We start from the raw sequence: 24,567 nt of genomic DNA on the forward strand, positions 1-24,567 counted from the left end.
TGATGAATTTTTACACAACGATAACGATAGAGTTGAAAATGAGTTGTCATAAGGCACTCATCAATTAGTTAAGAAATAGGAGTGATCAATGATGGCTAAAAAAGCACCTGATGTAGGCGATTATAAATATGGCTTCCATGATGAAGACGTATCGATTTTTAGATCAGAACGTGGCTTAACAGAAAATATTGTACGTGAAATTTCAAGAATGAAAGATGAACCGGAATGGATGTTAGACTTCCGTTTAAAATCTTTAAAACAATTTTATAAAATGCCAATGCCACAATGGGGCGGCGACTTATCTGAATTAGACTTTGACGATATTACGTATTATGTTAAACCGTCAGAGCGTTCAGAACGTTCTTGGGATGAAGTACCTGAAGAAATTAAACGTACTTTCGATAAATTAGGTATTCCTGAAGCTGAACAAAAATACTTAGCAGGTGTATCTGCACAGTATGAATCAGAAGTGGTTTACCATAACATGGAAAAAGAACTTGAAGAAAAAGGCATTATCTTCAAAGATACAGATACAGCTTTAAAAGAAAATGAAGATCTTTTCAAAGAATATTTTGCATCTGTTATTCCAGCAGCTGACAACAAGTTCGCAGCATTGAACTCAGCAGTATGGTCTGGTGGTTCATTCATTTACATTCCGAAAAACGTGAAATTAGATACACCATTACAAGCGTATTTCCGAATTAACTCAGAAAACATGGGGCAATTCGAACGTACATTAATCATTGCTGATGAAGGTGCATCAGTGAACTATGTAGAAGGTTGTACAGCACCAGTGTACACAACAAACTCATTACACTCAGCAGTGGTTGAAATCATTGTACACAAAGATGCGCACGTCCGTTATACAACAATTCAAAACTGGGCGAACAACGTCTACAACCTTGTAACAAAACGTACATTCGTTCATGAAAATGGAAACATGGAATGGGTTGACGGTAACTTAGGTTCTAAATTAACAATGAAATATCCAGCTTGTGTATTACTAGGAGAAGGTGCGAAAGGTAGCACATTATCTATCGCATTCGCTGGTAAAGGTCAAGTGCAAGATGCGGGTGCTAAAATGATTCATAAAGCACCAAACACATCTTCTACAATCGTATCTAAGTCCATTTCTAAAGATGGCGGTAAAGTTGTCTACCGTGGTATTGTACACTTTGGACGTAAAGCAAAAGGTGCACGTTCAAACATCGAATGTGATACGTTAATTTTAGATAACCAATCTACATCTGATACCATTCCTTACAACGAAATTTTCAATGATCACATTTCATTGGAGCACGAAGCGAAAGTTTCTAAAGTATCTGAAGAGCAATTATTCTATTTAATGTCTCGTGGTATTTCAGAAGAAGAAGCAACTGAAATGATCGTTATGGGCTTCATTGAACCATTTACAAAAGAATTACCAATGGAATATGCCGTTGAAATGAACCGACTCATCAAGTTTGAGATGGAAGGTAGTATCGGTTAAGCTGAACATACATGGTTGAGCGGTTTTGACCTATAACTTAGACAGTTTGATACCTCTTTATTTTGATTATGTTCAAAATAAAGGGGTATTTATTTTTATATAAGTTTTTTAAATCACTGATTACGTCAATCAGAAAGGATACTTACAATGAAAAAGATTATGATTGTTAACACAAGTCAGAATCAGTTTGAAGGCACTCAAAAACCAACAGGATTATGGTTAGGGGAGCTTGTCCATTTTTATGATTATTTTAATCACGATAACTATAAAATTGACATATTCAATATCAACGGTGGGGATACGCCAATCGACCCAGTGAGTTTAAACAAATTGATGTTAGACCGTGTCACTCAGCAATATTATGAGGATACACAGTTTATGAATTTATTAAAAAATGCGCCATCGATCACCGATGCAGATCCTCAAAAGTATGATGCCATCTATTTCACTGGAGGTCATGGTGTGATGTATGATTTTCCTGACAATGCAACTATACAAAATGCGGTCAATGAAATATACAATCACGGCGGCGTCGTTGCTGCGGTATGTCATGGTGTGACGGCATTGTTGAATGTAAAAAATGAAAAAGGAAGATTTTTTGTCGATCGCAAGCAACTTACTGGTTTTTCGAATATGGAAGAAGTTTTAGCCAACCGTAAAAAAATCGTTCCATTTATGCTGGAAAGCGAATTAGAAAAACGAGGGGCGAAATATAGTAAATCGAAGTTGCCGTTTAGACCTTATATCCAAATTGATGAAAGATTAGTGACAGGGCAAAATCCACAATCTCCAAAAGGTGTTGCGCAAGCCGTTGCAGAGCTATTAGAGCAAGATGAAAACACGATTAAAGCATAGGGGATATCTTTGAGTGAGGATGTCTAAATAAAGAGATTTAACGCACATTAAATCATGTTGCAACATGTGTGGAAGTCATGTAGTTATACCGAATGATTCATTTGCATTTTCGTTATCATTCAGACACAATAATACTATGATTGCCGGAATATATTTTCGGTGTATAAGGTTGAAGATGATTGGGAAGTCGTGTGATGTGCTAGGGACTTTAGTTTTCATATTTTCTTTCTACTAATGATGTACTTCATTACAGAAATAATTGAGCTATTTGTTCACCATATCAGCTATTTCCAAGAGCTAGAGATTAAGAGGGGAGAACTGCTTAATGATCATTGCGATCATTTTACTCATCATTGTCTCTTGTTTCTTTTCGGGAAGTGAAACGGCACTTACCGCAGCAAACAAGGTCAAATTAAAATCTGAAGCGGACCAAAATCATCAAAAGTCCGCAAAATTATTAAAGTTATTAGAAAAACCAAGTGAATTTATTACGACCATATTAATAGGTAATAATATCGCAAATATTCTATTGCCAACATTAGTCACGATTTTAGCAGTAGATATGGGCTTAAATGTCGGGATTGCGTCGGCGATTTTAACGGTTGTCATTATCGTATTTGCCGAAGTGATTCCGAAATCCGTAGCTGCAACATTTCCGGATCCGATTGCACGCTTTGTATTTCCAATTATTCGCTTTTTTGTCATCGTATTCAAGCCGGTAACAGTTATTTTGAATGCTTTGACAGATGGCATCAATCGTATGTTGTCGCGTGGCCAAGAAAATCAAGGTGTGTCCAAAGAAGAAGTGCGCACGATGGTGTCGATTGCGGGGACTGAAGGTGCGTTTAACGAAATGGAGCGTAACCGAATTCAAGGGGTCATGGATTTTGATCGTTTGAAAGTGAACGATGTGAGCAATACACCGCGTGTGAATGTCACGTCTTTATCTGTAGAGGATACGTACGATGAAGTGTATGATATTGTGATGAATCATCCATACACGCGTTATCCGGTATATGAAGGTGATATTGATAACGTGATAGGTGTATTTCATTCTAAATATTTGTTAGCTTGGAGTAAGACGCCTGACAAAGCGGTGACAGATTTTTGTTCAGAACCTTTATTCGTTTATGAGCATAACCGAGCTGAGTGGGTATTGAGAAAAATGACGGTCACACGTAAACATATGGCCATTGTACTTGATGAATATGGTGGAACAGATGCCATTGTGACACATGAAGATTTAATTGAAGAAATGTTAGGAATGGAAATTGAGGATGAAATGGATCGTGAAGAAAACGATAAATTGAAACAAATCCGTTAAAACAATATTTATCAGTGAGGATTATTTTGATTGGGACTGGGACATTAACTTTCCTAGTCCTGATCCTTTTATATATTGATGAATGATGATAAAACAGCCCAAAAATGAGGGTGAACTGGACATAAAAAAGATGATTTGGATTGTCTTCATTTCATAAACTTGCCCTTTATTTCCTGTGTTTGGAGTAAGATTGCCCAGAAGGCTGAGACTCCTGAGGGTATGCGTACATACTGCTAACAGTTCCTTCTTTACTTTAATAGTGGATGATGTTTATCCCAGAATCCACTAACGCCTCAATAAATGTAACAGTTTAATCAAGCGTGAGTTAGTCGAAGGGCCAGCCTCTTGGAGCGAAGCCATGAAGGCAATCAAAAATACAATTCATAGGAAAAGGGCAAGTTAAACAAAATACCGAATCAATCGCATCAAAACTTTTTATGTCCCGGCTTTTTCTTAAACTTAAGGGGGAAATGGTAATGTGGTACAAAACGAAAGTGACAGAACAATGTGGTATAGATTATCCGATTATTCAAGCTGGCATGGCTGGAAGTACGACACCTGAACTTGTCGCAACGGTCAGTGAACAAGGTGGACTAGGAACGATTGGTGCGGGTTATATGACGCCAGAAACACTTGAACAAGAAATTTTACAAGTTAAAACACTTACGTCAAAGCCTTTTTCAGTCAATTTATTCGTGCCAGAACCTTTTACATATACGGACGAAGATGTGACGGCTATGAACGATTTCTTAGCGCCATATCGAGAGACGTTACAACTTGAAAAACCTACAATCGGGCAACATGACCCTTCCACATTTGATACACTTGTCAACATTGTCATTCAGCAACAAGTCCCGGTTTGTAGTTTTACGTTTGGCATTCCAGATGAACAAACGATACAACGTTTAAAAGAGGCAGGTATTGTTTTGATTGGGAGTGCCACAACTGTTGATGAAGCAAAAAAAGTGGAAGTAGCAGGATTTGATGCCGTTGTCGCACAAGGGAGTGAAGCAGGCGGTCATCGCGCAACGTTTGACGACACCCCAAAAACATCACCATTAATCGGTACAATGGCGCTCATTCCTCAAGTGGTAGACCATGTGAGCATTCCAGTGATTGCGGCTGGGGGTGTGATGGACGGTCGTGGTTGGGTTGCGAGTCATGCGTTAGGGGCACAAGGTGTTCAAATCGGGACCGCCTTTTTAACAACACATGAAAGTCAAGCAAAGGCAGTGCATAAACATGCGATTTTTAACAGTGTTGAAACGGATGTTATTGTGACACACGAGTTGAGTGGCAAACCCGCAAGAGGCATCAGTAATGCATTCATTCAACATTTACGACAAGAAGGACCTGTCATTTTACCATATCCGATTCAAAATGATTTAACGAAACAAATCCGTGCGACAGCGGGTAAGTTAGGTAAGTCAGCGTGGATGCATATGTGGAGTGGACAAGGTGTACGACTTGCACGTGATGTCGATGCGGCAACCTTTTTCACACAACTCATTCAAAATGCACAATCACAAGTTGAAAAATTCAAAGTGTAACTGTGCATGATGCGTGAAGCTTTATATGGTATTGCCAGCAGTCCGATGTGCCAGCCATTCTAACAACATATTGAGATGTGTTGCACTTGGGTTGATACAATCTAAATGGTCTAAATAGGGCAAGGCATAGAGGGTTAAATATTGACCATGCTTATAGTTTTCTTGTACATAAGAAAGTGTGGTATCCATATGCACGGAAGTATCGTTAAAGCCATGTATAATGAGTGTATCGACATCCACTGGTCCTTGCATTAATGGAGAAGCTGCACGCATCGTATGTGTCGAGTTCGTGTCAAAATATTCTGCTACAGCATCTTGTCCTAAATGTTGATGCAACGTGTAAAGGACGTCTGTCACCGGTGCAAGAGCGGCGATTTGATCGAATAACTGTGCATTTAATAAAGCAAGTTGTCCACCGACTGAATGCCCTATGCCGACCAATTGTTGTGGTTGATAGGTAGAAGCTTTGAAATGTTGAATCGCTTCTGCCACATCGTCACTCGGTATTGGCCATGGATGTGATGTACCACGGCGATATTCAACATTGACAACAGCATAGCCTGCTTCAATCAACGTATCAATCATTAAATCCATCATTGCTTTACTGTATTTTTGTCTCCAATAGCCTCCATGAATCAAAAGAATCCATGCTTGCGACGTTTTCTGTTCATTTTCATAAACATCATAATGCTGGTCTTCATGTGGTCCGTAACTGATTTGTTTCACCATGTTTAAAAACTCCTTTTTGCACGTCTTTAATCCCATTATACCCTATGCCACTTTCCAACAAACGAAGGGCATCACCACGTACATCATCACGGTGGATATGATAAAATGAAGGCGGTGATAAAAATGATAGAGATTGGTCTAACAGGGTGGGGCGATCACGACACCTTGTATGAAGATTTACAACGCAAAACAGATAAATTACAAACCTATGCAAGTCATTTTCCAGTTGTTGAATTAGATGCTTCATATTATGCCATTCAACCAGAGCGTAATATCGTGAAATGGATCAGTGAGACACCGCAACGTTTTAAATTTGTCGTCAAAATTCATCAAGCATTGACATTACATGCGGACTATCATGATTATGCAGACACGATTGAAAGCTTGTTTAATGATTTTCGACTTATGATACAACCTTTAGTTGAGGCTGATCGTTTAGCAATGGTTCTCGTTCAATTTCCGCCTTGGTTTGATTGTAATGCAAAAAACATTAAATATATTCGCTACGTCCGAGCCCAACTTGAACACGTACCTGTATGTATCGAATTTCGCCATCAATCATGGTTCCAAGGCGAGATGAAAGAACATACATTGCAATTTTTGACAGACAATCAACTCATTCATTCCGTATGTGATGAACCGCAAGTAGGTGAAGGGAGCATTCCTTTGGTGAATCGCATTACGCATCAAACGGCACTCGTTCGACTTCACGGCCGCAACAAGTATGGATGGACGAAAAAAGATATGACAGACCAAGAATGGCGAGATGTGCGATATCTTTATAACTATAACGCTGAAGAATTACAGCAATTAGCGGATAAAGTGACGTTGTTAAATCAAAAAGCGCAACATGTATATGTCGTATTTAACAATAACTCAGGCGGTCATGCTGCATCAAATGCCAAATATTTTCAGAAGCTTTTAGGCATTGATTATGAAGGTTTAGCACCACAACAACTTAAATTATTTTAGAGGAGGGCATGACTTTGAGTGTTATCATACTTATTCTCGTAGGCTTTTTATCCGCTATTATCGGTTCCTTAGTCGGAATTGGTGGCGGCATTATTATTGTACCGACGCTCATATATTTTGGTGTCTCATTAAATATTTTAGGGGGGATTACACCTCAAACGGCAATCGGTACGTCATCTATTATTTTGATTGCGACAGGACTATCCTCAACAGTAGGGTATTTAAAACAAAAGCAAGTCGATGTCAAAAACGGGATTATATTCACGATTGGTATTATTCCTGGGGCGTTGATTGGGGCTTATTTAAGTCAGTTTTTAACGTTGCATTCATTTAATTTATATTTTGGTATCTTTCTTATCGTCGTGTCGGTGCTACTCATGGTACGTCATCGGATCCCACCGATCAAAGCCTTCCAACAAGAACGTTATATGAAATCATTTACAGATGCACATGGTGAACATTATCGTTATGGTGTTGTGCCATCTATTGCGATTATTGCATCATTTGTGATTGGTTTAACTGCAGGTTTATTTGGTATTGGCGGCGGTGCACTCATGACGCCACTCATGTTGCTTGTATTCCGATTTCCGCCCCACGTCGCAGTAGGGACAAGTATGATGATGATTTTCTTTTCAAGTGTGACGGGTTCAATCGGCCACATTATGTTAGGCCATGTCCTATGGGGATACAGTCTAATCTTAATCATATCGAGCTGGATTGGTGCGCAGTTAGGTGTGAGATTAAATAAAACAATCAAATCTGACACTGTCGTACTCATTTTACGATTAGTCATGCTAGGATTAGGAATTTATCTCATTTTACAATCATTCTTTAACTAAAAAGTGAGGCGAGATTATGCGTATAACGATTTATCATACGAATGATATTCACAGTCATTTACATGCTTATTCACGTATCACAGCCTATTTAACAAAGGCACGTACACAATTAGCGCACCCTTCTCGATATGTTGATATCGGCGATCATGTCGATTTATCCTTACCTGTAACTGAAGGAACGTTAGGAAAGCGTAATATCGAACTTCTGAATGCAGCAGGGTGTGATGTTGCGACAATCGGGAACAACGAAGGAATGACGATTTCGCATGAAACACTGAATGCATTGTACGACGAGGCACAGTTTAAAGTGACGTGTACGAATGTATTAGATGAATCAGGACAATTACCGCACAATTTTTTATCTTCCTACATTGAACAAATTGAAGATGTGCGTATCATGTATGTCGCAGCGACAGCCCCGTTCACGCCATTTTATCGTGCATTGGATTGGGTCGTTACAGATCCGTTTGATGCGATACGACAAGAAATCGATGCGCACAAAGGGGAATATGACGTCTTAATCATCTTAAGTCATGTAGGGATCTTCTTTGATGAAAAACTTTGTGAAGCGATGCCAGAAATTGACGTCATTTTTGGTGCCCATACACATCATTACTTTGAAGACGGTGAAGTTCAAAATGGTGTATTAATGGCAGCAGCAGGAAAATACGGTCAATTTTTAGGAGAAGTGACTTTAGAGATAGAAAATGGAAATGTCGTTGAGAAAACGGCGAAGTTACACCCACTCGAACAATTGCCGGAAGTTGAAACAAACTTTGAAGCTGAAGGTCAAGCACTGCTCAATACACCGGTTGTGGATCACCCCGTCACTTTACAACGCGCCACGAACCATATTACAGAAGCAAGCTATTTGTTAGCTGAAAGTGTGCATGAATTTACTGAAGCAGACTGCACAATTATTAATGCAGGCCTGATTGTAAAAGGATACACGGAACAGCGATTGACTGAATATGATATCCATCAAATGTTGCCACATCCGATTAATGCTGTGCGCATTCGATTAACAGGTGCTGAACTTAAAGAAGTGTTGTTGAAAGCACGTGCGCAAGAATATATGTACGAATATGCGCAAGGACTTGGTTTTCGCGGTGATATCTTTGGCGGTTATATTTTATATGGTGCCGGTTATATTGAATCGAGTGAACGCTATTTTGTGAACGGTGAAGAAATTGATGATGAGGCGACGTATATATTAGGTACGGTTGATATGTACACGTTTGGACGCTATTTTCCAACATTAAAAGGCAGTCATATCCAATATTTAATGCCTGAGTTTTTGAGAGACATCTTTAAAGAAAAGTTGTTAACGGTTTATTTTGCATGAACAGGTGATTTTAATTTCTAGTAAAGTTCGTTATAATAGAGTAAGACCTATAAATTATGGGAGGTTTTCCGCTGTCATGGCTACAAAAAATGAAGAAATTTTACGCAAACCAGATTGGCTTAAAATAAAGTTAAATACAAATGAGAATTACACAGGCTTAAAGAAAATGATGCGCGAAAAGGGGCTACATACGGTATGTGAGGAAGCAAAATGTCCAAACATTCATGAGTGTTGGGGTGAACGTCGTACTGCAACATTTATGATTTTGGGTGATGTATGTACACGTGCATGTCGTTTCTGCGCAGTTAAAACAGGTTTACCGAATGAGTTGGACTTAGGTGAGCCAGAACGTGTCGCTGATTCAGTTAAACAAATGAACTTGAAACACGTAGTTATCACTGCAGTAGCTCGCGACGATTTGAAAGATGCAGGTTCAAACGTGTACGCTGAAACAGTGCGTAAAGTACGTGAACTCAACCCATTCACGACAATCGAAATTTTACCATCTGACATGGGTGGCGATTACGAAGCATTAGAAACATTAATGGCTGCACGTCCAGACATTTTAAACCACAACATTGAAACAGTGCGTCGTTTAACACCGAGAGTGCGTGCGCGTGCCACTTATGATCGTACATTAGAATTTTTACGTCGTTCTAAAGAATTACAACCAGACATCCCAACAAAATCAAGTATTATGGTGGGATTAGGCGAAACAATTGAAGAACTTCATGAAACAATGGATGATTTACGTGCAAATGGTGTAGATATTTTAACAATCGGTCAATATTTACAACCTTCTCGTAAACACTTAAAAGTTCAAAAATACTACACACCATTAGAATTTGGTAAATTGCGTAAAGTTGCGATGGAAAAAGGCTTCAAACATTGTCAAGCGGGTCCATTAGTGCGTAGTTCTTACCATGCAGATGAACAAGTAAATGAAGCAGCAAAAGCGAAACATCGACTTGGTGAAGAACAACTTAAATTATAAGAACCAGGTGATGAACGTATGATTAAAGTAGGAAACCATTATTTTGAATTATTAACGTCGTATAAAGATGGATTCAATGAAGATGATTTTATTGCGAGATATTCTGAAATTCTAGATAAATATGACTTTGTGGTTGGGGATTATGGTTATGATCAATTGAGATTAAAGGGCTTTTATCATGATTCATATAAAAAAGCAGATTTTAACAAACGCTTTTCCACAATACAAGATTATCTCTATGAATATTGTAATTTTGGATGCGCCTACTTTGTCTTACGTCGACTGTCAAAAGCAGAAGTCGAGCAGCAATTAGGACTTGATACGCCAATTGATGCAACAGATAAATTGAAGGATGTCAAAATACAACCGACAATACAAGATTAAACGATATATGAGCAGCATGTGCATAGTGAAGCATGGATACCTTCATTATGTCCATGCTGTTTTTTTATTTATAGAAGACTCACCCACGTTTTCAGTCAATGTCACATTTCAATAGAGCATTGGGGGAGTGTCAATATAATCAGTAGAAAGCTTACTTCAGTCCTCAAAAAAACGATTGAAATGAAGAAGGGAAATGTTCTTGAAAGCGTGGAGTGATGAAAAAAAGTGGTTGTAGAACACCGTACCATTAGATTTATTATTCCAACATTGCCAAAACCGTGCAAGACTCCCGAGGGAAAGAGCTGAAGCAAAAAACCTACCAATGAAATATTTCGATAGAGCATTAGGGAATGACAATGTAATCAGCAGAAAGCTCACTCCAATCTCCTCACAAAAATGATTGAGATGAAGAAGGGAAATGTTGTAAAAAGCGTGGAGTGATGAAGAAAAGTGGTTGTAGAACACAGTACCATTAGATTTATTATTCCAACATTACTCCAAACCGTGCAAGACTCCCGAGGGAAAGAGCTGAAGCAAAAAACCTACCAATGAAATATTTCAATAGAGCATTGGGGGAGTGTCAATATAATCAGTAGAAAGCTTACTTCAGTCCTCAAAAAACGATTGAAATGAAGAAGTGGAACGTTGTTGAAAGCGTGGAGTGATGAAGAAAAGTGGTTGTAGAACACTGTCTCATAAGATTTATTGTTCCAACATTGCCAAAACCGTGCAAGACTCCCGAGGGAAGAAGTTGAAAACAAAATAACGTCATTTGACTTTGACAGTGGCTACTGTTTATCGCAGTAGCTGTCTGACTTCTCAATGCTTGTGCTTTTGAGAAGTCTAGTCAGCCTTGCGGGGGCAGTACGACGAAATCTTTGTTCCACATGAGATTTCTGTACTGCTCCCAAAATCCTATTTGGCTTCCATCAAGTGTATGGTTCAATCAAGCCGAATTTAGTTGAAGGGTCAGCCCCTGGGAAAGCGCAGCACGGTTCGGCAATCGGACGAACATAGAAAATCAATAACTCGAAGTGCTTAAAAACCCCACTAAAACAGCAATGACTCGAAGTGCTTAAAAACACTACTAAAAGAGCAATAACTCGAAGTGCTTAAAAACACTACTAAAAGAGCAACAACTCGAAGTGCTTATCAACCCTCTACTGAATCACTTCATGTAAATAAGCCGTTATCTCATCGCCTTCTTCTTCACTCACACCTAAAATATAAGCAATATAACTTTCTTCCTCTAAATCATCCGACCCAATAATCCCAAACTTATTCGTCTGTGTATTCAACACCAACGTTTTTCCATAATGACGATCCGTTTGAATCAACACTAAATCATAGCGACTATGTTCACCAACAAAGCCAACGAATCGAATTTGAGAAGGTTCCAAATCATCGTATAAAAACATATCTATCATCTGTGTAACTCCTTTAAAAATCATGTTATGGCAAGTATAGCGATAAATGAAGTTGCATGCAAAATTATGATATGATAGAGAGGAATAGAGGTGACCATAAAGTGTATTTTGTTGATAAAACACAATTAGAAACGAAATTAAAATATTTAAAACAACTGACTGAAGATTATGAGACGGTGAAATCAAATCATTATGCATTTGAACGTGTCGCGCAGATGTTAATTGAGTCATCAGTCGATATCGGTAACATGATTATCGATGCCTTCATTTTAAGAGACCCAGGTAATTATAAAGATGTGATTGATATTTTAGAATTGGAAGGTGCCATTTCTAAAGAGACGCAACACGCATTACATCAAACCATTGATGTGCGCCGTCAGTTCGTGCATTATTACGATACATTAGACACAGCACAATTAATTCCATTATTTGATGAAACAGTCCCATTTTATCAGCAGTTTATTCAAGAAATTTTACAGTTTTTAGAAAATGAAAATGTCCCTGTAACAGCATTTGGAAAAGGAGCGCAATAACCAATGAAAGCATACAAAGGCTATTTAATCGACTTGGACGGTACGATGTATAAAGGAAGTCAAAAAATAGAAGGTGCATCAGAATTTATTGACTACTTAAATGAAAATCAAATTCCGCATTTATACGTTACGAATAACTCAACGAAAGCCCCCGTCGATGTAGTAGACAAATTAACGACAATGGCTATTGAAGCTAAACCACAAGAAGTCATTACGTCCGCCATGGCAACAGCCGATTATATCCATAGTGAAAAGCCAGGTGCAACCGTATTTATGATTGGCGGTTCGGGTTTAGCGACAGCGTTAGAAGAGGCCGGTTTACAACTTAAAAATGATATCGATGTCGATTATGTCGTAGTAGGATTGGACGAAGCGATTACTTACGAAAAATTAACGACAGCCACATTGGCAGTTCAAAACGGTGCTACATTTATTTCTACAAATCCCGACCCATCGATTCCAAAAGAACAAGGTTTCTTACCAGGCAATGGTTCTTTAACAAGTGTCGTAACGGTATCATCTAAGCAACAGCCGATTTTTATTGGTAAACCTGAAACACCGATTATGGAAAAATCGCTAGAAGTGCTACAACTGAATAAAGATGAAGTGGCAATGATTGGCGACTTATACGATACAGACATTATGGCGGGTATTAACTTTGGCATCGATACCATTCACGTTCAAACAGGTGTGACATCAAAAGAAGAAGTCATGCAACGTGACGTCCCACCGACATACAGTGTGAAAGATTTGAATGAGTTACGTGAACAATTAATCAAAGGCGAGTGATCAGAAATGGAAAAAATTTTAGTAACGCGACGAATTCCACAAAAATTTTTAGAACGTCTAGAAACTTTAGGCGAAGTTGAAATGTGGGATCATGAATTAACACCTATGCCACGCGAAAAATTTTTAGCAGCAGTTCAAGATAAAACAGCGATACTTGTAACCTTAAGTGAAAAAATTGATGCGACTTTATTTGAAGCGGCACCGAAATTGAAAATTGTCGCAAATATGGCTGTAGGCTATGACAATATTGATTTACAGGCAGCAGCGCAACATGAAGTCGAAATTTCCAACACGCCACATGTTTTAACAGAAACGACTGCTGAATTAGGCTTTGCGCTCATGATGGCGACATCTCGACGTATCGTGGAAGCTGAAAAATATGTACAAGACGGCAAATGGGAAAGCTGGGGACCTTATTTGTTAGCTGGAAAAGATATTTATCATTCAAAAGTGGGTATTTTTGGAATGGGTGAGATCGGTCGTGCCTTTGCGCGTCGCTTAAAAGGCTTCCACGCTGATATTTTGTACCACAACCGTACACGAAACATTCAAGCAGAACAAGAATTAGGTGCGTTTTACACATCGTTTGATCAATTAATCAAAGAAAGTGATTTTGTCATTTGTACCGCACCATCTACACCAGAAACACAAAATAAGTTCGACAAAGCAGTGTTCAAGAACATGCGTAATGATGCAATTTTCATTAATATCGGTCGCGGTGATTTAGTCGTTGAGGAAGATTTAGTTGAAGCGATTGAAACGGGAGAAATTGCGGGTTGTGGCTTAGATGTCGTGCGCGATGAACCGATTCGTACGGACCATCCGTTACTGCAATATCCGAACGTCATTGTGACACCGCATATTGGTAGTGCCACTGTTTTAACACGTGACCAAATGATTCAAACATGTTTATTAAATATTAAAGATGTTTTAGAAGGTCAAAAACCACGCAATCAAGTTAAAGTGAACTAGCATTTCAAAATAAAAAAAGTCGGGGCATAAAAACATTTGATACTATTGATGCAGTAATGTGTTTAACTTGCCCTATTCTTAAGATGTATGACTTTGGATTGCCCTCATGGCTTCGCGTTCCTAGGGACTTGCCTCAACTAAATTCGGCTTGATTCAAGTGTAGACTGGAATGAAGCCGAATTGGATTTTCGGGAGCAGTACAGAAATCTCATGTGGAACAAAGATTTCGTCGTACTGCCCCCGCAAGGCTGACTAGACTTCTCAAAAGCATGCGTATTGAGAAGTCAGACAGCTACTGCGTAAAACAGTAGCCACTATCAAAGTTAAATGGCAGGGTTTTGTTTATGACATCTTCCCTCAGGAGTCTCAGCCTTCTGGGCAATCTTACATCAAATGTAGTCACTTAGGGCAAGTTTATGAAATGAAGTCAACCCATAGCATCCAATTTTTACGTCCAATTCATTCTTAATTTTGACTATTTTATCTTCATTAATCGAAATAAGTTCATCCAATAGGAAAGGGACTGGGAAAACTTAATATCCCAGTCCCTTTCCTCATCTCATATGAAATACAACATTGAATTGAACATGTTGTTAAAATACTTGTTCGACCTCGACAACACCTGGCACTTCTTCAACTAATGCACGTTCAATACCAGCTTTTAAAGTGATTGTACTACTTGGGCATGTTCCACAAGCACCGAGTAATTGTAGTTTTACAATACCATCTTCCACGTCGACAAGTTCACAGTCACCGCCGTCACGTAATAAGAATGGGCGTAATTTCTCGATGACTTCTGCAACTTGATCGTACATTGTAGCATTTTCAGTTGGCATGTGTAATGCCTCCTTTCAAATTTAAATGGTTCATTTTATCCTTATCTTTTTATTATAATAGAATCAGTACAAAAAATCTATCGAATCAATTAGGGGGATGACTATGGAAAAGGTAAGCGTAGTTGTGTATGGTGCAGAAGTGGTTTGTGCAAGTTGTGTGAATGCGCCAAGTTCGGAAAACACGTATGACTGGTTGAAAACATTATTACCACGAAAATATCCAAACATCGATTTTGAATATACGTATATTGATATTATGGGGTCACAAGAGAATTTGTCCGATCATGATGTGCAGTTTATTGAACAAATTCAAGAGGATGAACTGTTTTATCCACTTGTGACGATGAACGATGAATATGTGGCTGACGGTTATGTCCAATTGAAGCCGATTAAACGCTTTATTGAACGAAATTTTGAAGTATCAGCAGAATAGGTAAACTGTAGATAAATAGCGGTGAGTGTGAATAGGCACTTACCGTTTTTTGGATGCGCTTTTGATTTTTATTTTCAAAACATGGACGATGACTTGAACATGTCTCAATACAAAAACGCCAAAATGGACGAGACTCCCGAGGGTCAGTTCTTGGGAAAGTGTGTCCATCATGGCATTTGTAAAATACAATATATTAAAAAGTAAAAGTTCAAATTCTATCCGTTATGATGTTTGTACAACCAAAGTACGCCTGATTTCAAGATGGAAGCCAAACGACCTGTCACAGTTGTATCCATCAAGTAAGCGAAACCTTTCTTTTCACCTAAAGAACCTAAGAAGCCTTGAATCTTAATCTCAGGCATTGTATCAGGTAACTTTTCGCCTTTCCATAATGTTTTAAGCACCATGGCGATTTGGTCTGCTTGTTCTTCAGCCAGTTGCGCACTCGGTGCATGGGGCAAGTTCGCACAGTCCCCAACCACATATACATTAGGATACGTTGGGATTTGATGATATTGATTCACCATCACACGATTGCTACGACTTAAGTCAACTGGAAGGTTACGCACGATCTCGACAGGTTGAATGCCTGCTGTCCAGACGATGAGGTCATGTTCATTTTTTGTTTCTTTATTATAAAGTGTCCCTGGTTCAACTTTGACGATATCAGAGTTAGGTACAACGGTAACATCGTGTTGATCGAACCATTTTTTAACATAATTACTTAATTTTTCGGGGAATTGATTTAAAATACGTTCACCGCGATCGTATAAGTAAATTTTTAAATCGTTACGGCTTTCACGTAATGCACTCGCAAGTTCGATACCGCTTAAACCCGCACCGACAATACCAACCGTTGCATTGGTAGGAAGATCAGAAATATCGTGGTAAGTTTTACGAGCGTCATGTAAAGTTTGGATGCTATACGTATACTCTTTAGCACCTGGGACATTATGGTATTTATCTTCACAGCCGAGACCAATGACTAATTCGTCGTAATCGACTTTGTTTTGACCTACAGAAATGATTTGATTGTCTAAATCGATATCTGTAATTTCTCCGTATACTGTGTGCGTTCTATCATGTTGTGGGAAATTAACACGAACCTCTTTATCAGATTTAGAGCCAGCAGCTAATGCATAAAATTCTGTTTTAAGCCCATGGTAAGGCATCCGGTCGATTAACGTAATATTATAATCATTTGGAAGCGCGTCTGGTAAAATTTTAGACATAATACGCATGTTACCATAACCGCCGCCTAGCAATACTAAATTCTTCATTTTGATACCCCTTTTTAGTGATGTGAATTCCGATATCTATTTCAGCAATGGACGCCATATAAAACGAAATAGGTACCGTTCAAGTCATTCATAATAGCTCTAATGTTAATTATATCCCTTTTTTGAAAGCCATACAAACAAAGGAAAACACGTGCTTTCAATTTTTTTCATAAGCCATTTTCACCAACACCGTCGACATACCTCATGAAGCGTTATCATGAGCCGTCACATAGATGTCCAGTCTAAAATTTGTTATACTGAAACCATTAAATCATAGAAGAGGGTGTAAAATGAATCCGATTGTCGAGTTTTGCATTTCTAATATGGCGAGAGGTTCAGAGGTTGTTTACCAAACTTTAGAAAACGATCCAAGCGTGGACGTGCTAGATTATGGTTGCCTTCAAAACTGTGGGATTTGTTCGTCGGGGCTCTACGCACTTGTGAATGGAGATATAGTCGAAGGTGATACGCCAGACGATTTATTGCAAAATATTTATAAGCATATAGAAGAAACGTGGATTTTTTAAAGGAGGCCAAAACATGGCAGTAGTGAATTTAACAGAAGCAGCAGCATATGAAGTGAAAGATATGTTGAAACAAAATGATATGGCAGACGGTTATTTAAAAGTGAAAGTGAACGGTGGAGGCTGTACAGGTTTAACATACGGCATGACTGCTGAAGCTGAACCAGGTGAAAACGATGAAGTACTTGAATTTTACGGCTTAAAAGTACTTGTAGATAAAGAAGATGCGCCAATTTTAAATGGCACAACAATCGATTTTAAACAATCCCTTATGGGTGGTGGTTTCCAAATCGATAATCCGAACGCGATTGCATCATGTGGTTGTGGTAGTTCATTTAGAACAGCGCAAGCAGCCGGTTCACCTGAAAGTTGTTAATCGGTTAAATGGAAGATGGTAGTCATTAAAAACTGAAATAAATGATACAATCATCATTATCCGAGACTTTTCGTGATGTCGAATGGTCTCGGTTTTTTTCGTTTGTCCATAGTCTTTGGAACGAGCGTAAGTAGATGTCATCATGTCAGCAACCCCACCCATACTGACAGCTATTTGACGCGAAATGATTTCTGAACAATAGAGTGGGACGAAGGATAAAAAGTGCGTGTATTGAAAATAATGAAAATCTGTTGAAAACTTGTAGGGTATTAACTTGAATTCAATAATAAAAAACTATACACTAATGAATGACAACATTTTACAATTTTGTGTACTATAAAAATTAAGAGGGTATACAGTATTATTGGAATTTGATTATATTTACGAAAGAATAGGTGAATGCAAATGGCAGAACGTAAAAAAGTACTTGTTTTAGGTGCTGGTTATGCGGGCTTACAAACTGTTACAAAACTTCAAAAAAAATTATCAGAACAAGACGCTCAGATTACTTTAATCAACAAAAACGACTATCACTACGAAGCAACTTGGTTACATGAAGCTTCAGTAGGTACATTGAATTATGAGGATGTATTATATCCAATCGAAAACGTGTTGAAAAAGCATGTTGATTTTGTTCGTGCGGAAGTAACAAAAATCGATCGCAATGCGAAAAAAGTTGAAACAACACGTGGTATTTTCGAATATGATATTTTAGTTGTTGCTTTAGGCTTTGAGTCAGAAACATTCGGTATTGAAGGTATGAAAGAACATGCTTTCCAAATCGAAAATGTGAATACTGCACGTCAAATCGCTCGCCATCTTGAAGATAAATTTGCAAATTATGCTGCATCAAAAACGAAAGACGAGAAAGATTTAGCGATTCTTGTTGGTGGTGCGGGCTTCACTGGTATTGAATTTTTAGGTGAATTAACAGACCGTATCCCTGAATTGGCAAACAAATATGGTGTAGAACAAAGCAAAGTGAAAGTGACATGTGTAGAAGCGGCACCAAAAATGTTACCAATGTTCTCTGATGAGCTTGTAAGCCATGCAGTGAGCTATTTAGAACAACGTGGCGTAGAGTTCAAAGTAGGCACACCTATTGTTGCTGCAAACGAAAAAGGTTTCGTAGTTAAAATTAACGACGAAGAACAACAATTAGAAGCAAACACAGTGATTTGGGCTGCAGGTGTTCGCGGTAGTCAATTAATGGAAAAATCATTCGAAGGTGTTAAACGTGGACGTATCGTGACGAAACAAGATTTAACTATTGAGGGCTATGATGATATTTTCGTAATTGGTGACGTATCTGCGTTTATTCCTGAAGGTGGCGACCGTCCATTACCAACAACTGCACAAATCGCAATGCAACAAGGTGAAAAAACAGCTTCTAACATTGTGAATATTTTAAAAGGTGCACCAACTGAAGACTTTAAATATGTCGATCGCGGTACTGTATGTTCATTAGGTCGTCATGATGGTGTAGGTATCGTTTATGGTCGTGAAATAACTGGTAAAAAAGCAGCATTCATGAAACGTGTGATTGATACACGTGCAATCTTTAAAATTGGTGGTTTAGGTTTAGCTTATAAAAAAGGTAAATTTTAAGCATCCATCAATCCATCTTTGATTTGACGATTTTAAAAACGATCGTCACATTCAGCAAGGTTTAATCATAATGCATTGACGATGAAACGGCATGATTTTCATCTATACAATGCTTGATGAGAGAGAAAGTATTTGACCATACGATACACATATACAGTGCAATAGTATGTATAGGATCATTGCAGGGAGTGGAAAAATGGAATCTAAATGTGATGTTTAGGTTGCGATTCCACTCCTTTTTTACATATAGAAAGGAGAGAAAGTGATGACTTCACAACAAACAGAAACAGCAGCTGCGATGATTGCGGGTATTCCTGAACATTTAAATCAATATTCCGATGTCGTGAAACAAGACACGGCATTTTTAGAAGCACTGACGGAACTAAAAGCACATCATCTCATCAGTTCGAAAGTAGGAGCTATTGCGTCTACAGCAGTTACGATAGAGGGCCAAATGTATCGTTTAATCACGGTGGGGCTTGGCAATCTGAACCAACTGAAAGCACAAGATTATTTGAAAATATGGGGTAAATTATTCCAATATTTACAACAAGGCGCCATTGCGAACATCAATTTGAAAGTCAATACATTTTTAACAAAAGCAGTCGACTCAGAAACGATATTTAATTTAATGGGACTTCAAAGTGAACAAGCGATTTATCAATTTGATGACTATAAATCTGATAAAAAAGCACCATTTCGTCTTAGAATGATGTTAGATTGCGAGCAAGTGTCAGACTATACACCGTCCATTGATGCAGGTCAAAAGTTAGGTAGAGCCATCAACAGAGCACGTGATTTAAGTAATACGCCGCCGAATATTATGACGCCTGCTTATTTAGCTGAAACAGTTGAACAGTATTTTAAAGATACATCAGTGAAAGTCCTGATTAAAGATGAGCATGAAATTGAACAAGAAGGATTCGGATTAGTCCAAGCTGTGGGTAAAGGGTCTGTAAATCCCCCGCGCATCATTACGTTAGAATATCGAGGCAATCCAGAGCAAGAAGAACAGGTGATTGCATTAGTCGGTAAAGGGATAACGTATGATTCAGGTGGTTATTCGATCAAATCTAAAAACGGAATGCCATCTATGAAATTTGATATGAGCGGTGCGGCCAACGTGATTGGAATGGTTGAAGCCATCCAAGCATTGAAACTTAAAATCAATATTGTAGCGGTCATTGCGTCAGCAGAAAACATGATTGCGAATAATGCGATGAAGCCAGATGATGTATTCACAGCACTCAGTGGTGAAACAGTAGAAGTGCCCAATACTGATGCAGAAGGACGCCTCGTATTAGCCGATGCGACGTTCTATGCAAATCAATACAAGCCTGAAATGATTATGGACTTCGCAACGCTCACAGGGGCAGCGGTGGTTGCATTAGGGGAAGATAAAGCAGCTGTGTTTCAACATCGTGTGCAGCCAGAAGTATTGAATCAAATTTTTCTAACTTCTCAAATTTATGAAGAACCTGTCTTTGAATTACCGATTACAGATACTGAACGTCAAAATATTAAAGCATCAGATGTCGCAGATTTAACGAATCATGTTAATGCCCACGGTAAAGCTTTATTTGCAGCAGCATTTATTACGCATTTTAGCGGTCAAACACCACATCTTCATTTTGATATTGCAGGACCAGCAACCATTAACAAAGCGACACATAAAGGTCCAAAAGGTCCGACTGGCTTTATGATTCCAACAATCGTAACATGGCTGAAAAATCAATACGGTTTAAACCGATAAAAATAACTGGGAGATGGATAATCATTTTTGATGTGGTTGATGAAGTGTTTTTGATTGCCCTCATGGCTCTGTGTTCTTTCTAGGGATTGACTCTAGAAAGGGAGTCCGTGAAAGCAAATGTGAAAACTAAAAAAGGTTATCAAAGCGTGCAGTTGGATTAAATGATAACATGTGAACGCAATCAAAAATTTTGTGCTCCGTCTCCTTGTCATTTTTATTGAGTTATCATTGACGAACAGTCAGACAACTGTTACTATTATACCCATACGCTTTAGCTCGATAATGAATTAAAGGAGATAAAAAAATGAATGCTGTGTTAATAGCGGTCGTCATCATGATCGTGCTCTGTTTATGTCGACTCAACGTCGTCATTAGTTTATTTATTAGTGCATTGATAGGTGGATGGATTGCAGGTCTGCCATTTAATAAAACGATTACGATTTTTACAGAAAATATTGTTGATGGGGCAGAGGTAGCGCTGAGTTATGCGTTACTCGGTGGATTTGCTGCACTCATTTCATACAGTGGCATTACTGATTATCTTGTACGTAAAGTGATTTTAACAATTCGTGCAGAAGAGACAAAAGTATCACGAATTAAGGTGAAAGTACTCATTATTGTGAGTCTACTTGTACTCAGTATTATGAGTCAAAACGTGATTCCAGTACATATCGCATTTATTCCTATTGTGATTCCACCTTTATTAAGCTTATTTAATGAATTGAAAATCGATCGTCGTTTGATTGCGATGATTATTGGCTTTGGGCTATGTTTTCCATATGTCTTATTGCCATTTGGATTCGGACACATCTTCCATGAAATTATTCAAAAAGGCTTTGAAAAGGCACACCATCCTATTGCATTTAACATGATTTGGAAAGCGATGCTCATTCCAGCATCAGGGTATATTATTGGTCTCATCATAGCAATGTTTTATTATCGTAAACCGAGAACGTATCGCGAAACAGCAACACAAGAGGAAGAAGTGGCAGTGGACTTAAAACCATCAGTTATTATCGTCACTGTTGTTGCGATCATTGCGACATTCCTTGTACAGACACTTTCTGATTCAATGATTTTCGGTGCATTGGCAGGGGTACTTGTCTTTTTCATTTCCGGCATCTATTCTTGGCGCAAACTCGACGACCAGTTTGTAGAGGGCATTAAAATTATGGCTTACATCGGTGTTGTCATTTTAACTGCGAACGGTTTTGCAGGTGTGATGAATGAAACAGGTGAGATTGAAAAGCTTGTGAAAGGTTTAACTGCAATTTCAGGAGATAATTTATTGATCAGTATTGTTCTGATGTATCTCATTGGTTTAATTGTAACTTTAGGGATTGGTTCTTCATTCGCGACGATTCCAATTTTAGCGGCACTCTTTATTCCTTTTGGTGAAGCGATGGGCATGAGCACAATGGCTTTAATCGCATTAATTGGTACAGCGAGTGCGCTTGGAGATTCTGGTTCGCCAGCGAGTGACTCAACATTAGGACCTACAGCCGGACTCAACGTAGACGGTCAACACGATCATATTCGTGACACATGTATTCCAAACTTTGTCTTTTATAACGTGCCACTCATTATAATGGGAACTGTCGCGGCACTCGTACTATAATAATAGAAAAAGGAGTGACCTCATGACGAATTTAATCGAGTTATTAGAAATGAAAATTGAGGAACAAGCAGACGGTTATCTTAAAATGTCAATGCCTGTCACAGATCAAGTGAAACAGCCATTTGGTTATTTACATGGTGGTGCATCACTCGCATTAGGAGAGACCGCTTGTTCATTAGGATCTGCCCATTTAATTGACACTTCAGCACAGATTCCTTTAGGGTTGGAAATGAATGCAAATCACATCAGCTCAGTCCGTGAAGGTGTTGTCTATGCAGAAGCACGTATTTTGCATCAAGGCAGTACGACACATGTATGGGATATTCATATTAAAAACGAAGCAGGGCAGCTGATTTCAGTCATGCGTGGTACGATTGCGATTAAACCGTTAAAGAAGTAATTTGAAACTAAAAGCTGGGAGGCATTGATGACATGCGCCCAGCTTTTTCTATGATAAAAGAAAATTAGAATGACCAAAGTTTTTATGTCTCATCCTTCTCACGTTTTCTCCTTTTGAACAAAGATATCACAACATCACGTAGGAGGAGTAAATCCAAAAAGCCAACAGCAACTTGGATTGCCGTTGCACTGAATCCTTGAAAGAAGACATAGACTAAAAAGAGAAGTAACGTCAAAATCAAATTAGTGAAAATAAGCTTGCGCATCCCATCATCTCATATGAAAAATATTGCTATGATATTATCATGAAATTTCTATTTATGTCATCGTAAAAATTAGAGGTTTAAAAGCGTATTTCAAAACAAAAAACAAACATAAAGAAACGGCTAGGACACAAATGCGCCTAGCCGTTTCTAAATATTGAGTAAATGCTATAATTTGGTATCTTTCATGTCTTCCTTAATCTCATCAAGCTTCAGTCGTTTAGAAGCGGGTGTCTTAAGGTTATACGCTGCTTTCAATACGAGATGACTCGCTAAAGGACCTGTAATAAATACAAAGACAATACCGATAATCAATTGAAAGTTGACGTAACCTTCTTTACCGATGAAATAGATAAAAGTGCCAGTCAATAATAACATTGCGCCAAGTGTTGAAGCTTTACCCGCAGCATGTGCACGAGAGTAGACATCATCAAGACGTATCATTCCAATGGCTGCGAGGGCACTAAATAAAGCGCCGACGATAACGAGAATTAAACCGATACTAATCGTGATCGTTTCTGTCATTTTCAATCACCTGACCTTTATCCATAAATTTGGCGAATACCGCTGTACCTAGAAAGGCAAGAATCCCAATTAAAAGAATTGCGACAATCATATAGTGTGTGCCTAAAATAATTGAGAACAATCCGATAATCGCCATAAGCTGAATGCCAATCGCATCTAATGCTACGACGCGATCTGGTAATGTAGGACCGAGAATCACACGGACGAGCATTGCTAAAATTGATAAAACGACGATGACTAAAGCAATAATGATGAAAATATCATAGTTCATTACGATTCACCCACCTCTCTCACTGCTTTTTCAAGAGAGCCTTTAATACCAGCAACTACTTCTTCTTTTGTTGAGAAGTTTAAACAGTGAATATATAAACGTTTCATATCATCATTGACTCCGATAACGACAGTCCCCGGTGTTAATGTGATTAAATTCGATAATAATGCGACTTGCCAAGGATGTTCTAAGTCTGTTTCATAAACGAAAAAGGCAGATTCATTTTTGATGCGTGGTTGCAAGATAACACGCAATACATCAAGATTTGCTTTGATGAGTTCAAGTAAAAAGATAAATACGAGTTTAATAACTTTGTATAGTGTAATCACGTAAAAGCGTCCTGGTAGCAGTTTACGCATTAAAAATACGAGCAATAAAGCGAAAAGGTAGCCTAAGACGAAAGCGTTCATCGTATAACTGTCAGAGACGAACAGCCAAAATATTGCTAAAAATAAATTGATGACGATTTGTATTGCCAT

At 38.4% G+C, this 24,567-nt stretch carries 26 protein-coding genes; 19 read left to right on the top strand and 7 right to left on the bottom strand.

The window, feature by feature from the left end:
• The first annotated feature begins 91 nt into the window (after positions 1–91).
• The 4 genes from sufB to CD138_RS03195 all read left to right on the top strand — a co-directional run bounded on the left by sufB (position 92) and on the right by CD138_RS03195 (position 5,218).
• Entirely contained in the window at positions 92–1,489 is a 1,398-nt protein-coding gene (sufB, locus tag CD138_RS03180; RefSeq protein ID WP_019168934.1) for a Fe-S cluster assembly protein SufB, read from the top strand.
• Positions 1,490–1,636: 147 nt separating this feature from the next.
• On the top strand, positions 1,637–2,344 hold the full coding sequence (locus tag CD138_RS03185; RefSeq protein ID WP_019168933.1) for a type 1 glutamine amidotransferase domain-containing protein: 708 nt from the start codon (positions 1,637–1,639) through the stop codon (positions 2,342–2,344).
• 325 nt (positions 2,345–2,669) lie between these two features.
• Positions 2,670–3,668, top strand: a complete 999-nt coding sequence (locus CD138_RS03190; protein ID WP_019168932.1) for a hemolysin family protein — start codon at positions 2,670–2,672, stop codon at positions 3,666–3,668.
• A gap of 476 nt (positions 3,669–4,144) precedes the next feature.
• The gene (locus CD138_RS03195) at positions 4,145–5,218 is read left to right on the top strand and encodes an NAD(P)H-dependent flavin oxidoreductase (protein WP_019168757.1); all 1,074 of its coding nucleotides are present in this window, start codon (positions 4,145–4,147) and stop codon (positions 5,216–5,218) included.
• Positions 5,219–5,239: 21 nt separating this feature from the next.
• Here the strand turns inward: CD138_RS03195 and CD138_RS03200 are convergent, their stop codons facing one another.
• The gene (locus CD138_RS03200) at positions 5,240–5,947 is read right to left on the bottom strand and encodes an alpha/beta hydrolase (protein WP_019168756.1); all 708 of its coding nucleotides are present in this window, start codon (positions 5,945–5,947) and stop codon (positions 5,240–5,242) included.
• 123 nt (positions 5,948–6,070) lie between these two features.
• Here CD138_RS03200 and CD138_RS03205 point away from each other — a divergent pair, with 123 nt between their 5' ends.
• The 5 genes from CD138_RS03205 (at position 6,071) to CD138_RS03225 (ending at position 10,481) form a co-directional block, all read left to right on the top strand.
• Positions 6,071–6,919, top strand: a complete 849-nt coding sequence (locus CD138_RS03205) for a DUF72 domain-containing protein (protein WP_026066868.1) — start codon at positions 6,071–6,073, stop codon at positions 6,917–6,919.
• Between the two features lie 8 nt (positions 6,920–6,927).
• Entirely contained in the window at positions 6,928–7,758 is an 831-nt protein-coding gene (locus CD138_RS03210) for a sulfite exporter TauE/SafE family protein (RefSeq protein WP_026066867.1), read from the top strand.
• A gap of 16 nt (positions 7,759–7,774) precedes the next feature.
• Entirely contained in the window at positions 7,775–9,103 is a 1,329-nt protein-coding gene (locus CD138_RS03215) for a bifunctional metallophosphatase/5'-nucleotidase (protein WP_019168753.1), read from the top strand.
• Between the two features lie 76 nt (positions 9,104–9,179).
• Entirely contained in the window at positions 9,180–10,097 is a 918-nt protein-coding gene (gene lipA / locus CD138_RS03220; protein ID WP_014614435.1) for a lipoyl synthase, read from the top strand.
• Between the two features lie 18 nt (positions 10,098–10,115).
• Positions 10,116–10,481: a YutD family protein gene (locus CD138_RS03225; protein ID WP_019168752.1), complete on the top strand. Its 366-nt coding sequence runs from the start codon at positions 10,116–10,118 to the stop codon at positions 10,479–10,481.
• Between the two features lie 1,160 nt (positions 10,482–11,641).
• Here CD138_RS03225 and CD138_RS03230 read toward each other — a convergent pair.
• A complete protein-coding gene (locus tag CD138_RS03230) occupies positions 11,642–11,908 on the bottom strand; it encodes a DUF3055 domain-containing protein (RefSeq protein ID WP_019169148.1) in 267 nt (88 codons plus the stop codon).
• 101 nt (positions 11,909–12,009) lie between these two features.
• On the opposite strand from CD138_RS03230, the gene CD138_RS03235 reads away from it, so the two are divergent.
• Genes CD138_RS03235 through CD138_RS03245 form a run of 3 tightly spaced genes read left to right on the top strand, consistent with a single transcriptional unit; the run spans position 12,010 to position 14,202 of the window.
• Positions 12,010–12,441: a DUF86 domain-containing protein gene (locus CD138_RS03235; protein ID WP_026066904.1), complete on the top strand. Its 432-nt coding sequence runs from the start codon at positions 12,010–12,012 to the stop codon at positions 12,439–12,441.
• Between the two features lie 3 nt (positions 12,442–12,444).
• The gene (nucF, locus tag CD138_RS03240; protein ID WP_019169146.1) at positions 12,445–13,230 is read left to right on the top strand and encodes a 5' nucleotidase NucF; all 786 of its coding nucleotides are present in this window, start codon (positions 12,445–12,447) and stop codon (positions 13,228–13,230) included.
• A 6-nt stretch (positions 13,231–13,236) separates the two neighbouring features.
• Positions 13,237–14,202, top strand: coding sequence for a 2-hydroxyacid dehydrogenase (locus CD138_RS03245; protein WP_019169145.1), 966 nt, complete (start codon positions 13,237–13,239; stop codon positions 14,200–14,202).
• Between the two features lie 593 nt (positions 14,203–14,795).
• Here the strand turns inward: CD138_RS03245 and CD138_RS03250 are convergent.
• A complete protein-coding gene (locus CD138_RS03250) occupies positions 14,796–15,038 on the bottom strand; it encodes a NifU family protein (protein WP_014614429.1) in 243 nt (80 codons plus the stop codon).
• A 103-nt stretch (positions 15,039–15,141) separates the two neighbouring features.
• Between CD138_RS03250 and CD138_RS03255 the strand changes: the two genes are divergently transcribed.
• Entirely contained in the window at positions 15,142–15,471 is a 330-nt protein-coding gene (locus tag CD138_RS03255) for a YuzD family protein (RefSeq protein ID WP_019168303.1), read from the top strand.
• 215 nt (positions 15,472–15,686) lie between these two features.
• Here the strand turns inward: CD138_RS03255 and CD138_RS03260 are convergent, their stop codons facing one another.
• Positions 15,687–16,751, bottom strand: coding sequence for an NAD(P)/FAD-dependent oxidoreductase (locus CD138_RS03260; protein WP_019168302.1), 1,065 nt, complete (start codon positions 16,749–16,751; stop codon positions 15,687–15,689).
• Between the two features lie 290 nt (positions 16,752–17,041).
• On the opposite strand from CD138_RS03260, the gene CD138_RS03265 reads away from it, so the two are divergent.
• The 6 genes from CD138_RS03265 (at position 17,042) to CD138_RS03290 (ending at position 23,030) form a co-directional block, all read left to right on the top strand.
• On the top strand, positions 17,042–17,278 hold the full coding sequence (locus CD138_RS03265) for a YuzB family protein (protein WP_019168301.1): 237 nt from the start codon (positions 17,042–17,044) through the stop codon (positions 17,276–17,278).
• 13 nt (positions 17,279–17,291) lie between these two features.
• Complete coding sequence (locus tag CD138_RS03270) at positions 17,292–17,651, top strand: HesB/IscA family protein (protein ID WP_019168300.1); 360 nt, start codon at positions 17,292–17,294, stop codon at positions 17,649–17,651.
• Between the two features lie 405 nt (positions 17,652–18,056).
• Positions 18,057–19,259, top strand: coding sequence for an NAD(P)/FAD-dependent oxidoreductase (locus CD138_RS03275; protein ID WP_019168299.1), 1,203 nt, complete (start codon positions 18,057–18,059; stop codon positions 19,257–19,259).
• 265 nt (positions 19,260–19,524) lie between these two features.
• Positions 19,525–21,012, top strand: a complete 1,488-nt coding sequence (locus tag CD138_RS03280; RefSeq protein ID WP_019168298.1) for a leucyl aminopeptidase family protein — start codon at positions 19,525–19,527, stop codon at positions 21,010–21,012.
• Between the two features lie 304 nt (positions 21,013–21,316).
• Positions 21,317–22,630 carry a Na+/H+ antiporter family protein gene (locus tag CD138_RS03285; RefSeq protein ID WP_019168297.1) on the top strand — a complete coding sequence of 438 codons (1,314 nt, stop codon included), beginning with the start codon at positions 21,317–21,319 and terminating at the stop codon, positions 22,628–22,630.
• A gap of 22 nt (positions 22,631–22,652) precedes the next feature.
• Complete coding sequence (locus CD138_RS03290) at positions 22,653–23,030, top strand: hotdog fold thioesterase (RefSeq protein WP_019168296.1); 378 nt, start codon at positions 22,653–22,655, stop codon at positions 23,028–23,030.
• 430 nt (positions 23,031–23,460) lie between these two features.
• Here CD138_RS03290 and CD138_RS03300 read toward each other — a convergent pair whose 3' ends face one another.
• The 3 genes from CD138_RS03300 to CD138_RS03310 are packed head-to-tail and all read right to left on the bottom strand — an operon-like array spanning position 23,461 to position 24,567.
• Positions 23,461–23,817, bottom strand: coding sequence for a Na+/H+ antiporter subunit G1 (locus CD138_RS03300; RefSeq protein WP_019166980.1), 357 nt, complete (start codon positions 23,815–23,817; stop codon positions 23,461–23,463).
• A complete protein-coding gene (locus CD138_RS03305; protein WP_019168294.1) occupies positions 23,795–24,088 on the bottom strand; it encodes a Na(+)/H(+) antiporter subunit F1 in 294 nt (97 codons plus the stop codon). The genes CD138_RS03300 and CD138_RS03305 overlap by 23 nt, the downstream gene beginning before the upstream one ends.
• Positions 24,088–24,567: a Na+/H+ antiporter subunit E gene (locus tag CD138_RS03310; protein ID WP_019168293.1), complete on the bottom strand. Its 480-nt coding sequence runs from the start codon at positions 24,565–24,567 to the stop codon at positions 24,088–24,090. The genes CD138_RS03305 and CD138_RS03310 overlap by 1 nt, the downstream gene beginning before the upstream one ends.

Source organism: Staphylococcus intermedius NCTC 11048 (genome assembly GCF_002902385.1).
GTDB classification, from domain to species: Bacteria; Bacillota; Bacilli; order Staphylococcales; family Staphylococcaceae; genus Staphylococcus; species Staphylococcus intermedius.